Here is a 14,355-nt window from a genome sequence, read left to right as displayed (position 1 = left end):
GGCGAACAGGATCCAGGTCAGCACGGTGTCATGCGCCGCTATTCGCCGTCGCCCACTATTCGCGACTTCTGGGGATCCGAAGAACATAGGTGTTCTCAGAATCGCCGGCGGACAACAACACATGGCGACCATCATTAGTAATCAAGAGAGTCCCGTATTGTGCTGAACTTTCGCCCTCGGGGCACACGCCTTCCCAAACTGTCTCCAGGTTTCCATTCAAGACTTTGATCCTATTTTCCTCGGAACTGGGGAATCGCCCTTGCACGATCCAATTGCGATTCTCGGAGTGGCTAACGCGGTTATAGCTGGGAACACTGGTCCGCCCCAGCTCCTTGCCATCCCAAGAAGCCACGATGGCGTTCCCCTGGACCCAGAACCTGCCACTCGCAGCGTCCTGCCAAATTCTTTTGGGCCACTTGGGGAGCGCGGAAACGGACCGCTTTGAAACGCCGATCCATTCACTACCTTCCCGGCGGTATTCCCATACTTCCGGCCTGTCTATTCTCCCCTTTCGTAGCAGCAATCGATTTCCTGAAAGCGATGGATTGAATCCTCCAGCCTCGGATGTTGATAGGAGTTCAAGCCTATTCTGCTGGACACGAAACAGAGCGGATCCTCCTTCTTCGACGGCTAAAACATCATCGCCCGACCAAAAAACGCAAGCATCATCAATAAGGCGAAGCAGTTCCTTGCTCCATTGATCTTCCTTGGAGACTTCACAAATTAAACGTGGCTGGCTGCTTAAATCCCAAACTTGGAACTCGTGTCCCCAATTAAAAACCACTTTCGTTCCAGTTGGATTGAATCCAACGTTTTGCCCTGCGCTTCGAACATAGAAGTCGAAGGAACTACCATTCACGATGTCGTGGAAAATCATCCTCGAGTCATCCGATCGTCCAACAAGCCAACGATCATCAGGCGAGATTGCAAACCAATACTTGGCTTTCGGTAGAATTCCAACGACCAGGTCCGCGGCATCGGCGGGTATATCGGAAAACGCAAGCTCACTGCGTTGCATGTCAGCAAAACCGTTTGCGCGACGTGGATTCTCGTTGGTTGGATATTCAAAACTGTCCTTAATCGTGGCAATTGGCAGGATCCCAAGGGCGTACTGCTTCGGCTTCGCGTTCGTCACTTTCGAAAGTGTCAACAAGAGCTGACCATCATCGGACAAGCCCCAAGTCTCGGCGGCTTCAACAAGAAACTGCGAAGGATCTGTGGCACCTAGCCACTCAATTCGTCCCTCTCGAAATTGCCACGCGAAGAACGTACTGTGTCTGTCGTCTGAATCTCGTACGACAATCGTCCCATTTGCAGCACACAATGACTCGCCTGAGACTGTCTCAGGAAGCTTCGTCCGCGATACGATAGCGGGTTCTACAAAATCAAGGACAACGAGTTCTATCCCTGAGCGATCACGTCGATTTAAAACAACTACAGCATGTCGCCCGTCGCCCAGCATGGAGAATGCGTCGTACCCGTCCCGAAAGTAGAGTCCTTCGTCAAAGTCTTGCCACTTAAAATTTAAATTCTGATCGGCTGTACCAAACGAGTTTTTTCCAACAAAAACTAGTTTCCCTTGCTCGGTCATCCGAACGGCTTCAATGTCTCTACGGGCACGGCTCAATAGGCTCCTGATCTGACCGGGGCGACGTTTAACTGGTCCCTTCGGCAGCGGAACAAAAAACGTTTCTGAATCTTCTGCAACCACACCGTATGGGAAAAACCATCGGCTGCCGTAATCTGGATTGATATCGTGTCCAAAGAATTTCGCCGAATCAAGATTTCCAAATCCACCGCGAATATCGAAAACAGATGATCGTGCGTCCGTCGATTGAACGGGATACGCGGCCTTCCATTTCATCTCTCGATCCGCAACAAAACGGACCATCTGATTCATCTTGAGGTCGAACGCAAACCCCTGATAGCCGGCCGAATGCGGATAAGCCACAATCGCGTGCACGCTGAATTGAGTGGAGCCCAAATTCATAAGAGCCGGAGTCGTTTCATCGTCTCCGAAAGGAAAAATAGCGGTGCCAATTGCTTCACTCCCTTCGTCTTTATTAAGCAATCCACGAAACGCCTTACCACGACTGGCTTTGCTGCGGAGCAATTGGCGAAATCTGTTAGTTGATGTTTCGTAGTCCAGGAAGCCATTTTTGCTTGTCAGAACAACACGATAGCTCCTAGAGTCTTCGTTCTCAAACGCAGTGATTGTTCTTGTGTCTTCCGACTCGATTTCGAGTTGTTCACCATTGGGAATCAGGACTCGCTTACCAAAGCCAACACCATTAGCCCATTCTGGGGAATACATGCTGTTTGCAGTATCGTTACCCACAACAGAGACGCTTGGTAGCAAAGCAGTCGAATTATTTTCAGGCACGCCTTTGGTCATCGCGCGCTTGACCTCCGCAGTCAAACGCCAACGGAAAAGTGCTCGGTATCTCCCGCTCGAAAGGCTACGTTTCCTCATGGAAATCAACGTTTCGGAATCGGGCCCCCAAGATAATCGACTTTCGCTGAAAGACGATTCCACCTTCTCCTTGCCCTTTAGCAACGCAACCGGTTTCTCTATCTCTGCGGAATAGATCATCACGAATTCGGATGAATTCCCGACGATCGCAATCCACCTGCCATCGGGTGAAACGTCAACATCGGCGGCATAATACCCAGGTTCAATTCGCCCTTTTCTTTCTCCGGATGACGCGTCGATTTGTTCAACCGCCTTGTCAAACACAATGTGGATTGTGTTGGTTGCCAGGTTGAATTGGACTTTGTTGGTGGAACCGTACCGGTGCTCCAGTTCGTACTGCCAAAGAAGAGTTCCTGTCGTCATATCGACAGCGACAATGACCTTGGATCGTTTGTCTTGGATTTCTGCTTCGAGATAGCAGGTACGGCCATCCGAAGACACATCAACGATTCGCCTGACCTTCTCAACCTCGGCAGACAGTTTCAGCTTGCGTTCGAGTTTGCCCGAAGCTGTCTCAAAAACGGCAATATCATGCAGCAATCTTGGCTCATATTTGCGTGGGTTCCCCGGGCGACTTTCATGATGGATCAACCACTTCTCAGATTCTGAGAATCGAATTCGCTGATCTTTTCCTTGAAACGGCAGTCGTCTGACGGCATTCGGTCCCTGGTAAAGAACTCCTTCATAATTCCGATCAAACTTGATAAACAGCAGTCGATATTGATGATGACGGCTGACCAGCCCGACTTCGGCGTCGTTCGTCGGAACTTGAACGAAGTCGGTGCGGGTCTTCGTGTCGGTTCGAAAATCAAATACTTCACTCCACAAATTTTGCTGAGAAAACCGTGGATTGGGATCTCGAAAGTTTTTGTGCCACAGAGCGACTCGATTTTCATCGATGACGCTGTAGACATGATCTTGGACATCCCCGGCCAATTGCCTCTCCCTGTCGGCAACAATTTCTGGCAACTGAGCCATGCAGTCAGTTTGAATACTGAGCAAAACCACGGAAACAAGAAGGGTGCAGTTCTTTGAGTACGACTTCATTTTGAGAACTCGAATTGACTAACATAAAAGAAATTGGATGTTTGCGGCTTGTGTTTGGTGCTTTCTACCCTGGAAACTAAAGAGGGGCATTCCAAACCGAACCGGGGTGCAGGACGCTCTCCATACCCATGGCAGTTTCACTTTGACTGAGTCCTAACAGAGATTCTTCGCCCAGTTGCTCGCCATGCTCGTAGAAGGTTCGACCTATCAAACGTCCATCAGGAAGATAGTGCGTCATTGTTCCGTGACAACGACTGTTCTTAAATTTCACGGTATTCGAGATACTGCCGTCTCGGTAGAAAGTCGAACTATTTCCTTCCAGGACACCATTCTGAACATCGCTCATCGAGTGCAATTCTCCACTCTCGTAAAAGCTTAAGCTTTGCACCTGCGAGACGCCATATTCGAATAGCCTCAGGCGATACACGCCGCCGCTCGGCCAATGCCGAAGTTCAAGACCACTCTTCTGACCGTTGAGCCACGTCATTGAGTAGACACGGCGTCCTCGTTCATCCTCGTGCGTAACTAGGCCATTTGGCCTTCCAGCTTCAAACCACCCTTTTACCGTCGTCGCCGGTACCGTTTCCGTTTTCGCTTCGCTGGCTTCATGCATGGTCAAAACTCTTTCCAGTTCAAAATCTGGTTCCACGAAGTCAAACGAATCGAGGATTGCCAGTGCAGTTCGGAGTTCCAATGGGAAACGAGATCGAATTCTCGCAAATACAAAATCTTCTTGGGATGTTGACGTGAGCATGGTCATTGTTTGAGGAGGCGCATCCTTGCCCAAGGTTCGGTACCCGCGGCCTATCCAAGAAGTTCCCATGGTAGAGTCTTTACGGATGACCTCCGTTTTTTCGTCGGCAGCGATGGAACCTAGAATTTGCTCTGCAGTGAGTTGTTTTCCTTTGATGGTCTTGGGGATCAATCCGATCTCCAGAGCAAGCATGTCGATCGGTTCGATTCGCAGAAGTATTTTGGAAGCCCCCTTCTGAATGGGCTGATTCGGACAATGAACCTTCGACATCGGTGGAACCAAGATCCGAAACCCGTTCTCGCTGTCGTGCAACCAATTCGCATAAATGTTCGCATGATTAGGCAGTGGTTCTTGCAGTTCGATGCGGCCGTAGGCGGCATCGGGGATCGGAAGATTCTCGTCGGCAGCGATGAAACCGCTTGTCAGCGATGTCACCAGGAAGCCCGGCAAAAACATTTTGTAGATGAAACGTGGCATGTCTGATCCTCTCCGGAAAGGGAGTGAGCGTCTGGAGTCAAGAGTACCATCAAGACGATCTGTCATCGAACGGCAGCTCAACGCGTGTATTCGACAATCCCCGCTTCGATGGAATACCCCTCAGCAAAATTTCGTTTTGTTAAGCTACGCATCACCCATCAAACACGGTGCAGTCCTAAAGGGAATTCTGACGCGAATGGAACTTGACAATGACCGCGACACGAATCGCTGACACTAACCTTTTGCGGTTGCGGCCCTGTAGACTTTCTGCTCTGGGCGTTTCGGTGTAGGGAGGCGGACTAAAAACCAATCCCCAGCGGCCCAGCCAGCAAATTGTAGTAATAGACGGCGGTCACGCAGCAAATGATCCCCGCCAGACACCCAGCGCGGCCATCTCGCTCCTCTTCCGCTTCCTCGGCGGTAAGCACTCGGACGTAATCAGTCATTGCCTGCCTCCATTCTGGGGCTATTCATTCAAAGTTTTCCAGCAAGTGGCGACTTGGAAGCTCGAGGCAGCCATTGAATGAGCGCAAGTCGCTCTCGATGCCTAGTCCCGAGGCATTTCCTCCTCCCCTCACTCAATTGGCGATCAGCGACGGCTTGATGAGAGTCGGATTTGCTCTGTGTTTGCTGAGGGTTCGCATCATCGAACGGGGATTTATTCAAAAGAGCGCTGTCGAGCGGGTTCATTCCCTTCAATCAGTGAGAACTTCCCATGTACAGGTTATCGCCAATCATTTTGGCCGCGTGCCTCCTAAAACTTGGCCTGGTCGCAGGCTGCTCGGGGACGCAAGACCAAGTTGGAGCAGCGGACGCTCCCAAATCCAAACAGCCAGCAAGCGACGCCGTTAAGACGCAGCTACCAGGCGTCGTGCGAAAGGCCAGTGATCAAGACACCGCCGGAGAGATCGCACCGAAACCGGAGCCTGCCAGCGCTGCCACCGCAACACCGATGTCCGAGACGAGAGTGCTGAGCGACTACGAATTCTCCAGCATCGGCCTGGGCATCTATCGGGAACACGTCCCGGAGGGAATCAAGGTAACGTACGTTGCCCCCGGTTCCGCAGCCGCCGCGGCCGGTTTCAGCCTGGGTAACGTCATCGCATCCATTGACGGAAAACCCCTCAACACGCTTCCACCGGCAGAAGTTGATCAACTACTCGCCGGAAACCTTGGCCAGGAGCGTTCGCTGGAGACGACCAACGGCGAATCATTTGACGTGACCGTCGCTTCGTTCGAAATGAAAAGCCTAGGGGGCATCCGCAAGTTTGACGAGGCGGCTTTTGCGACGCCGTCGATCGAAGGGCTGCACGACGAATTAAAACCGGTGGCACAGCTGATTGTTGAACGGAAGTATCGTGCCGCTGAACGTATTCTGGAAACGCTGGCCGGTCCACTGGCCACCAACGGTTCGTTCTATCTCGTGAGAGCTCTCAATCAGGCTGCGTCTCACGGAATGCTGACTTCAGACTCGCGAGTGGCCGACCAGGCGTCTGGAACAACGTTGACGGCCCAGATACAAGAGGATATTGACCTCGCTGTCGAAATGGACGAGTCCTTAAACGGAGTCGCCGCGGAGCTTCTGGCATGGCTGTCCACGAGAATTGTTCGCGACGCTGCGAACAATCAAGTGGACCTGACCTGGGTGACACCATCGGATCACCTGCGATGGAATATGAAAACCGAGAATCGTTACCGAGCCATCGGCGATTGGATTCAGCTTCTCAATAAATCGGAGAATCTCCATTCCGACGCGATGCCGCGGTATCTTGATGCGATCAAAATGAGTCGAGACCAGTATCTGTCCAATGGAGATGTTCGTTCCGCGGCATTTTTGGATGGATTTCTTGCTTACCGATGCTGCATCGCGGATGCGGTAAATCGACAGATGCAGCTTGAGGAAGTGCTGGCTGTCAATCGTTCTGCTCTCCGATTGTTGACCCGATATTTGCGGGAACATCCAAACAGCGCGATGGAAGTCGCGGCGGTCTTCAATGCCATGTGTGCCGAGAATACCCCCAGCGTCGCTCGCCCAGGGGAACCCGACTTCGATCAGTTTTGGGAACTACTAAACCAAACCAACGTGGCCGCAGCCAATTTTGCGATCAGGTACTACCTGCCCCACGAGCCTCCTCAATTCAACCGCCTCGGCTCACCGATGGAGGCCTACTTGTTTCACATTGAGAGCTTCTTATGCGAAAATGTAGATGGACTCAAAGCCAGCACTGAAAAGGAGACTTTCGACTCACTCCGAGATCCACAGGAGTTCTTGAATGGTCTCGGCGAAAACGTGTTTCAGCAATCGATGCTTCCCACGCTTGCTCTTTCAAGCGGTTTGGTTCCGGAGTTTGTAACCAATGCCGCAACACATGCTCCCTTCTTGGCGACCAACGAACACGGAGTGGATTTCTATCTGATCACGATGAAGCTATACGATGTGCAGTTTGATCGTGACGTTACCATGATGGTCCCCATGATGGCGCAATCAACTTTTCCACCACTGAAAACAATGATTGAGCAACTCGTCCCGGAGAAAACGCGGGAGGAGGCACTCTCAAGAGCAAATGAAAGTGGCAGGTCTGAGGACTTGGTCATCGGCGTTGTTTATGAAACTTCACCGGGCCAGCATCAGGTGCTACGTTCCCCCGTCATCAATATCTTAAATCTGGAGCAATAGTTGCTGCATGGACAGGCCCGAATTTCCCGATACTTTCGAAGCTGGCGTGCCGGTCGCGGCGGCGCGGTTCAATCGTCTCGCATCCGCAGCTGTCCCTTCATTTGCGTGGCCATTGATCGCTGGTTCAAAGCTGCTCTGGTCTTCATCCTCCTGCTTGTTCCTTTGCTGAATTTGCCCGACAATTTGTTTTAATTGCGGTTTTCTGACTTCGCCGCTTGAAGTCATCAGATCTCGCAGACCAGAATCATGCACGACCGCTTAAGGGTTGAGCATGGAACACAATCATTGAGCAGTAGCCACTTATGACCGACTCTGATTTTGATAAAATTTGCGACCGATTTGATACGTCGTGGCAGGCAGGTCAACCACTCCTGATCGAGGACCTCCTTCCGGAGGACGGCAAAACAGGTCGCAAAGAATTACTTCGGGCGCTGCTGGAAATAGAATTCGAATATCGCATTCGCGGTGGTGAGAATCCAGCGATTGATGATTACACACAGCGGTTTCCTCAGCATCGAAGCCTTGTGGACGAGGCGTTATCTGTTGCGCAGAATCGCGTGGGGCCGCCTTCAGAAGAGTTGGCACCTTCGAACGTCGCTTCAGATGAAGGGGGATTCGAATGCTCGGAAAGCACACGTCGAGTCATTGGCCCCTACAAACTGCTGCAGCAAATTGGCGAAGGAGGGATGGGGACGGTCTACATGGCCGAGCAGTCAGTGCCCGTTCGTCGTCGCGTCGCTTTGAAAGTGGTGAAGTCAGGGCTGGATCGCAAGGAGATCCTGAGCCGATTCGAGGCCGAGCGGCAGGCGTTGGCAATGATGGATCATCCCAATATCGCCAAAGTTCTGGACGCTGGCAGCACAGATGATGGCCGCCCCTACTTTGTCATGGAGTTAGTTCATGGCATTCCGATCACCGACTATTGCGATAAGCAAAAATTCAGCCTGAACGATCGATTGCATCTATTCACTCAGGCTTGTCGGGCAATTCAACATGCACACCAAAAAGGGATCATTCATCGAGACGTCAAGCCAAGCAACGTCTTGGTGACACAGCACGACGGTGTGCCTACGGTCAAGGTGATTGACTTCGGTCTTGCGAAAGCGTTGCAGAACAGCCAGCGACTGACCGACAAAACGATGTTCACCGAATTTGGTCAAGTCGTCGGGACGCTGCAGTACATGAGCCCCGAACAGGCCGAAATGAATGCTCTCGATGTGGATACGCGAACTGACGTGTACTCACTAGGCGTGATCCTTTACGAACTCCTTACAGGCTCGACTCCCATCACCAGCGAGAAGATCAAAAGCGAAGCTTTCGACCGAATCCTCGCCTTGATCCGAGACGAAGAAGCTCCCCGCCCGAGCCAACGATTTAGCGATTCAGGCGACGCGATCACCGACATCTCACAGCAAAGAATGGTCGAACCGAAACGTCTGACTCTAATTCTAAAAGGCGACCTCGATTGGGTCGCAGTCAAAGCATTGGAGAAGAACCGAAGCAGGCGATATGACACACCAGCATCCCTCGCGGACGATGTTCAGCGTTACTTGAATAATGAAGCGATCGAGGCAAGACCTCCCAGCATTGGCTATCAGCTTCAGAAGTCCTTTCTCAAGCACCGAACGAAATATATCACGGCGGGTACAATTCTTGGACTACTCATTACTGGCTTTGCTGGCACAACAACGATGTGGTACCATGCCGCACAACAACGTGACCGAGCGGACGTAGAAGCTAAAAGAGCGAACAGTGCTGAACAAATTGCAAAACGGGAAGCGAGCCGAGCGCGTGACACGGCAGCAGCGGCGAAATTTCAGCTGGCTAATGCACGCTGGGATGCAGACAGGGTAGAAGAGGCCCAGCGACTGCTTCATGAAATACCTACCTCGTATCGACAAAGCTTCGAATGGAACTTTTCTTACCGCCGATTCCAGGGCAGCGATGTCACGCTCTACGGGCATGCCGCCAGAGTCGCCTCTATATCGGTCAGTCCAGACGGTACAAGCATTGTGTCGGCAAGCGACGACAATCAGATCAAGTTGTGGAACGCAACTACGGGCTCTAACTACCGAACGCTTACGGGTCATGGCGACGATGTCACCAGCGTTTGTTTCAGCCCAGATGGAAGTGTAATCGCGTCAGGCAGTTTGGACAACACCATCCGTTTATGGGACGCATTAACCGGTGACGTCATTAACACGTTAACTGGACATTCCGGCGGCATTACCAGCGTTCAGTTCAGCCCCGACGGATCAAAGATTGCCTCGGCAAGTCAAGACTTCACTATCAAAATCTGGGAAAGCGCCACCGGAGAACTAGACTCAACTTTTGAGGGACACACCCGCGAGGTAACAAGCATTGCGTTTAACCCAAGCGGATCAAGACTTGTCTCGGGAGGGCGAGACTTTTCAGTAAGAGTATGGGACATTCAAAGCGCCAAACAGATCAAAAACTTGCAGGGCCATTCGGGCGTTGTCACAAGTGTTTCATTTTGCCCCAAGGCCTCTAAGTTTGCCTCTGCCAGCAGTGATCAATCCATTCGCCTGTGGGATACCGACACCTTACAATCCATTCGAACACTTGAGGGCAAAGCATTTACTATCGAAAGTATCCAATTTAGCCCTGATGGGACAACGCTTGCCTCGGGTGCGGTAGACAATTTCATCACTCTTTGGGATATAGCCTCTGGCAAAAAAATCAGAAGCTTCAAGGGACACACAGGCCGTGTCACCAGCGTTGCCTTCAGCCCAGACGGATCGAGAATACTCTCAGGGAGCGATGACAAAACGATCAAGATTTGGGATCGATGTACAGATGTCGCGAGCAGGTCACTAAAAGGACACCGAGGGCGTGTAAACAGTTTGTCGTTCAGCAAAGACGGATCGACCATTGCGACTGTGGGGATGGACAAGTCGGTCCGACTATGGGACGCCGATACTGGACAGGAACAAGCGTCTCAGCTGATGGATACAAACAGTGAACTAACTAGCGTTAGTTTCAGTCCCGATGGTTCCACGGTCGTTTTGGGTGGCGTTGATCAGATAGTCCGTCTTTGGAACACCCGCAGCAAACAGTTAAAAGTACTCACTGGACACAATGGGGTCATAACCAGCGTCGCATTCAGCCCAAACGGCTCAAGCATCGCGTCCGCAAGCAACGACAGCACCGTACGTTTGTGGAACGCGAATACGGGTCGACTGAAATTTGAGCTGGAAGGACTGGATATACAAACGAGTGTTTCCTTCAGCCCCGATGGGGCGAAAATCGTATCCGGTGATTGGAACGGCAAGATCCAGTTTTGGGACACTAATTCCGGTGATAGAATCGGGAACCCGATCCAGGCATCAGGAAGCAAGATCTGGAGTATTGCGTTTACGTCAGATGGTGAGAAAATGGCTTTAGGATGTTCTGATGGCCAGATTCGATTGTGTGACGCCTCAAACCCCCGTGAAATGAAGGTATTCACTGGACATACGGATGCCGTTACCAGCGTGTCCTTTAATCAAAATGGATCGAGACTTGTTTCTGCAAGTTACGACGGATCACTCAAGCTCTGGGATTCTGAACTCGGAACAGAACTCATTAGCATGGACGGTCGTTCGGATTTGTTGACGTGCGTCTCGTTCAGCCCGGATGGTTCGCGCATCGCTTCGGTGGGATACAACGATACTATTGACTTATGGGAAGTTGGAGACAGACCCGAGGTTAAAACACTGAGTGGCCATTCTCAAATTGTACAAGGAGCAGTTTTCAGCCCAGATGGCGCCAGAGTGTTTTCAAAAACATTCCATGAAAAATTGGTTTGGTCCGCTGAAAGTGGCGAGATGATCCCAGAGGGGAATTGGCAGTGGCAAGATACTTCAGATCGCCGCCGTCACGGCCGCTGGTTGCTCGTCACGACGGGCGACCGAATCAAACTTATAGATACAGATTTTAAAAACAATCCGCGTGAAAGAGCTTACAGAGAATTCAAGGCCGCTCCGAAGCCTTGGTGGCACCAGAATAAGTATGTTCAAGTGGCTAAGGACGAAAACTGGTACGCCGCATGTTTCCACAGCGCTTGGCGGTTGAGATTGGTGCCTGATTCTAAGTCGGCCTACGAAGATCTACATCAGTCCTATGCAAAGCTGGCGCCTGAATTAACCACGCTGGTTCCGTCCATCGTTGAAGAGGCACTAGCACTCCCTGAACCATCGGAGTAACCGATTCCCATTTTATCGTGAACTAATGGAGGTCTTCTATAGCATGTGGGCCGCGGGCATTGAGCGTTTCCAAAAGACTCGCGGCGCGCTCGGCACATTCGCCCTGGCACTACGTGAGGCTGAAAAGTGGGATGAGAGCCCGCTAATTGGGCCGACTGTCTTTCTCCGCTCACCCAAGAAGGACGGACTCTCGGAATCTGCCCGTGAGCTGGTCTCCATCGCTGACACCATCGTGTGTGATGGAGCCGCACGCAGGTGATGCAACTTGGGCAGCCACTGAGGTGCAAGTTGCGATTTCCGAAAGTACACTCGCTGGCGATTTGACTGCGGGTAGTTATCTCGTGCTTGCTCAAGTCATTGAGGATGCTCTCACCGGGCAATTAGTCATCGGACCCGTGACCTACGACGTGCGGATCTCAGACGGTACTGCCGCGAGCGATTCCTCAACGCGTTTCCAGACGCTGCCTGCGCAAGTTTTTGAGACTTTACTCGCGGGCGAATCGCAAACGGCGATCACCGTGATCCTGGACTTCGTTCGGATCGCGAACGTCGTCGGGGCAACGTCCAGAGTCAGCGAATGGACTGGCGCTACCGCCCGCGTGAACAAAGCGATGGGGCGAATACCCGAAACCACAAATCTTCAGGGAGCCACATCATGACCGGCGCACTCGGAAACACGGTGCGGGTGAGTCACTGAATGTCAGCGTTCAGCTCATTGACTTGACCGGCGCCCCGACCTTGATGGCCGTATAAGTGTGAGCGTTCGGTGAACTGCATCTTGCGGTGGGCGTTAGGCTAGAGGGATTTTTTTCCCTAACCTTTGGAGCCTAGTGATGGCCAGTTTGAAACGATCGGTCGAGAAGGAAGAGTTTTGGCGATTAGCGCTGGCAGAGTATGCCAACAGCGGCTTAACAGTGCGAGCGTTTTGTCACCCACCTGCGGAAGAACAGTTGCCATCCCCGCCCTGAGATGGCTTTCGGCAAACAGAGTCCACCCATTGATGCGCATTCGTGGAAAATTGCAAGGAGCGAATCACGGGGCCGTGGCTGCAACGTGGCTCTGGACAAGAAAGCAGAGTCAGAGCTGGTCGTTACCGACCTCCATTTCGGTCATCCGAATTCGCCTTCAGCGGCCGCCGTCGTGCCAATCGCGTACAAACGAAAAGAGCGTTTGAACCTCGATGCAAAGCTTCAACTTCAGGCCAGTTGCACGCTTGCCCGATCGCTACACTCGAGTGCCTGCTAAGACGACCAAGACAGGCCGTGAGAACGCACTCTGCATCTTTGCGAATCCCATAGCTGATAGCTCAAACCCTGGCCACTGAACTTTAATGCCGAGTCCCCCGATGACCTACGCTCGCTCTCGTTTGTTGCTTGGCATGTTCGGCGTTGGATCGATCGTTGTTCTGAGTGGTTTTCTGCTCGTGACAGAACTGCCGTTGAAGCTGCTGCCAGATTCGCGGTCGTGGAGTGGCAATGATCTCGTGGCACTCGCGGTGATGTTCGGTTGCATGATTGCAGTTCTGTTTCCGCTGGATTTACTGGGTGGCTTTCTGCTCCCGAATCGGCGGCAAGCGAGCACCATCACTCTCGGCACTTTTCTGACCAGCTGGTTACGTGGAGCCGTTGTGCAGGCTTCACTCTTCTTGGCCGTCAGTCTTCTGATTCTCGCCACGGGACGTTGGCTGGGCGTTCCGGGTGCAGTATTCGCAGTAGCCGTCGTCGCGATTTTGCTCGCCGCCTCCCAACTGCGCATTGCCCAGTTTGTAGGCGCTTTGCCGACCAGCGTGTCCCAAAGTACGGATCCCGATGACCAGGGAGGTTCTACCGTTATTGACACAAACAACCAGGCGAGTGTCGCCCAGGCAATGGATTTGGTTTCAAGTTGGGGCTGGAAACCGCGTCCCATCGTAGTGCTTCAGCATCTCGACGTCGGATTCACTGGCGGAGTCGTCGGGTTGCCAGGAAGGGAAACGGTTGTGTTGGCGGCGAATTCGTTGACCAAGTTGTCCACGGAGCAGCTAGCGATCACGATTGCCAGACGCTTAGAAGCGATTCGTGGCGGCAGTCGCACTCGGGGCCTGATGCTCGCCCTCACGTGGGTGCTCTTCGGTTTCGCTTTATCGACCGCGCTTTCCGGCGCGGGAGTTACGAGTGTTGGCCAACTGGCGATGACCTCCCTTGGGTTCACTCTGTGGACGTTCTTCGGTTTGCTAACGCTACCAACTCTCAGCCGCCAAGCCTCGCATGCGATCGACGGCAGAGTATTGAACCATGGTGTTTCCCTGGAGAAGTTTCGGGAGGCACTAAAAACACTCGACTCACTGCAAGATGATGAGCCGCAGAGGCCGGCTTTGATTGAAGCAATCTTCCACCCGGTGCCCAGCGTCGATAATCGCCATGGATCCGCCTCAAGCACCGTCCCCATCGCTTGGCATGCCGCCAGGGTGACATTGTTCATTTCGTGGGCCTGCATGGGCATGCTTGTTCGGGCGGTCCACTGCAACGTCGGTCGCCCCGAATTGTGGGTAATGTTGCCTGCTGATTGATCAAAAATCTCGTTCGCTCCCCGCAAAGTTCTTTAACGCCTGCGTACCCAACCGTTACGCGTGCTTCTTGCCACTCGGATTCGGCGCGGCAGTTGAATGAACCTTTTGCATGCAGCGGTTCCAATTACGTGGGGAGGTGCTACGTCCCTTCTTAAGTTCCAGGAATCCGTAAGC

At 52.4% G+C, this 14,355-nt stretch carries 9 protein-coding genes; 5 read left to right on the top strand and 4 right to left on the bottom strand.

Going from position 1 to position 14,355, the window contains the following annotated elements:
* Window positions 1–55: 55 nt before the first annotated feature.
* The 3 genes from SH139x_RS05405 to SH139x_RS05395 all read right to left on the bottom strand — a co-directional run bounded on the left by SH139x_RS05405 (window position 56) and on the right by SH139x_RS05395 (window position 5,197).
* Complete coding sequence (locus SH139x_RS05405; protein WP_488354260.1) at window positions 56–3,520, bottom strand: YncE family protein; 3,465 nt, start codon at window positions 3,518–3,520, stop codon at window positions 56–58.
* A gap of 76 nt (window positions 3,521–3,596) precedes the next feature.
* On the bottom strand, window positions 3,597–4,832 hold the full coding sequence (locus SH139x_RS05400; RefSeq protein WP_488354259.1) for a toxin-antitoxin system YwqK family antitoxin: 1,236 nt from the start codon (window positions 4,830–4,832) through the stop codon (window positions 3,597–3,599).
* 218 nt (window positions 4,833–5,050) lie between these two features.
* Window positions 5,051–5,197, bottom strand: coding sequence for a hypothetical protein (locus tag SH139x_RS05395; protein ID WP_488354258.1), 147 nt, complete (start codon window positions 5,195–5,197; stop codon window positions 5,051–5,053).
* A 269-nt stretch (window positions 5,198–5,466) separates the two neighbouring features.
* On the opposite strand from SH139x_RS05395, the gene SH139x_RS05390 reads away from it, so the two are divergent.
* Entirely contained in the window at window positions 5,467–7,428 is a 1,962-nt protein-coding gene (locus SH139x_RS05390; RefSeq protein ID WP_488354257.1) for a PDZ domain-containing protein, read from the top strand.
* Here the strand turns inward: SH139x_RS05390 and SH139x_RS05385 are convergent.
* A complete protein-coding gene (locus tag SH139x_RS05385) occupies window positions 7,411–7,653 on the bottom strand; it encodes a hypothetical protein (protein ID WP_488354256.1) in 243 nt (80 codons plus the stop codon). The genes SH139x_RS05390 and SH139x_RS05385 overlap by 18 nt on opposite strands.
* A 77-nt stretch (window positions 7,654–7,730) precedes the next feature.
* On the opposite strand from SH139x_RS05385, the gene SH139x_RS05380 reads away from it, so the two are divergent.
* From SH139x_RS05380 to SH139x_RS05365, 4 genes are all read left to right on the top strand, one after another.
* Window positions 7,731–11,633 carry a WD40 domain-containing protein gene (locus SH139x_RS05380; protein WP_488354255.1) on the top strand — a complete coding sequence of 1,301 codons (3,903 nt, stop codon included), beginning with the start codon at window positions 7,731–7,733 and terminating at the stop codon, window positions 11,631–11,633.
* A gap of 203 nt (window positions 11,634–11,836) precedes the next feature.
* Window positions 11,837–12,292 (top strand): hypothetical protein, encoded by a 456-nt coding sequence (locus SH139x_RS05375; protein ID WP_488354254.1) that lies wholly within the window; start codon window positions 11,837–11,839, stop codon window positions 12,290–12,292.
* A gap of 174 nt (window positions 12,293–12,466) precedes the next feature.
* The gene (locus SH139x_RS05370) at window positions 12,467–12,601 is read left to right on the top strand and encodes a hypothetical protein (protein ID WP_488354253.1); all 135 of its coding nucleotides are present in this window, start codon (window positions 12,467–12,469) and stop codon (window positions 12,599–12,601) included.
* A 362-nt stretch (window positions 12,602–12,963) separates the two neighbouring features.
* The gene (locus SH139x_RS05365) at window positions 12,964–14,181 is read left to right on the top strand and encodes a hypothetical protein (protein WP_488354252.1); all 1,218 of its coding nucleotides are present in this window, start codon (window positions 12,964–12,966) and stop codon (window positions 14,179–14,181) included.
* The last annotated feature ends 174 nt before the right edge of the window (window positions 14,182–14,355 follow it).

Origin of the sequence: Kothea flammea (assembly GCF_052161645.1) — a bacterium.
Classification (GTDB): Bacteria; Planctomycetota; Planctomycetia; order Pirellulales; family Pirellulaceae; genus Laterigemmans.
Note: the sequence above shows the minus strand (reverse complement) of the source record. Positions and strands in the feature narration are given on the sequence as shown.

What these genes read in the sequence shown, in the direction of transcription:
- SH139x_RS05405 (WP_488354260.1), bottom strand. Translation starts at nt 3,520, where the DNA reads ATGAAGTCGTACTCAAAGAACTGCACCCTTCTTGTTTCCGTGGTTTTG.
- SH139x_RS05395 (WP_488354258.1), bottom strand. Translation starts at nt 5,197, where the DNA reads ATGACTGATTACGTCCGAGTGCTTACCGCCGAGGAAGCGGAAGAGGAG.
- SH139x_RS05390 (WP_488354257.1), top strand. Translation starts at nt 5,467, where the DNA reads ATGTACAGGTTATCGCCAATCATTTTGGCCGCGTGCCTCCTAAAACTT.
- SH139x_RS05385 (WP_488354256.1), bottom strand. Translation starts at nt 7,653, where the DNA reads ATGACTTCAAGCGGCGAAGTCAGAAAACCGCAATTAAAACAAATTGTC.
- SH139x_RS05380 (WP_488354255.1), top strand. Translation starts at nt 7,731, where the DNA reads ATGACCGACTCTGATTTTGATAAAATTTGCGACCGATTTGATACGTCG.
- SH139x_RS05370 (WP_488354253.1), top strand. Translation starts at nt 12,467, where the DNA reads ATGGCCAGTTTGAAACGATCGGTCGAGAAGGAAGAGTTTTGGCGATTA.
- SH139x_RS05365 (WP_488354252.1), top strand. Translation starts at nt 12,964, where the DNA reads ATGCCGAGTCCCCCGATGACCTACGCTCGCTCTCGTTTGTTGCTTGGC.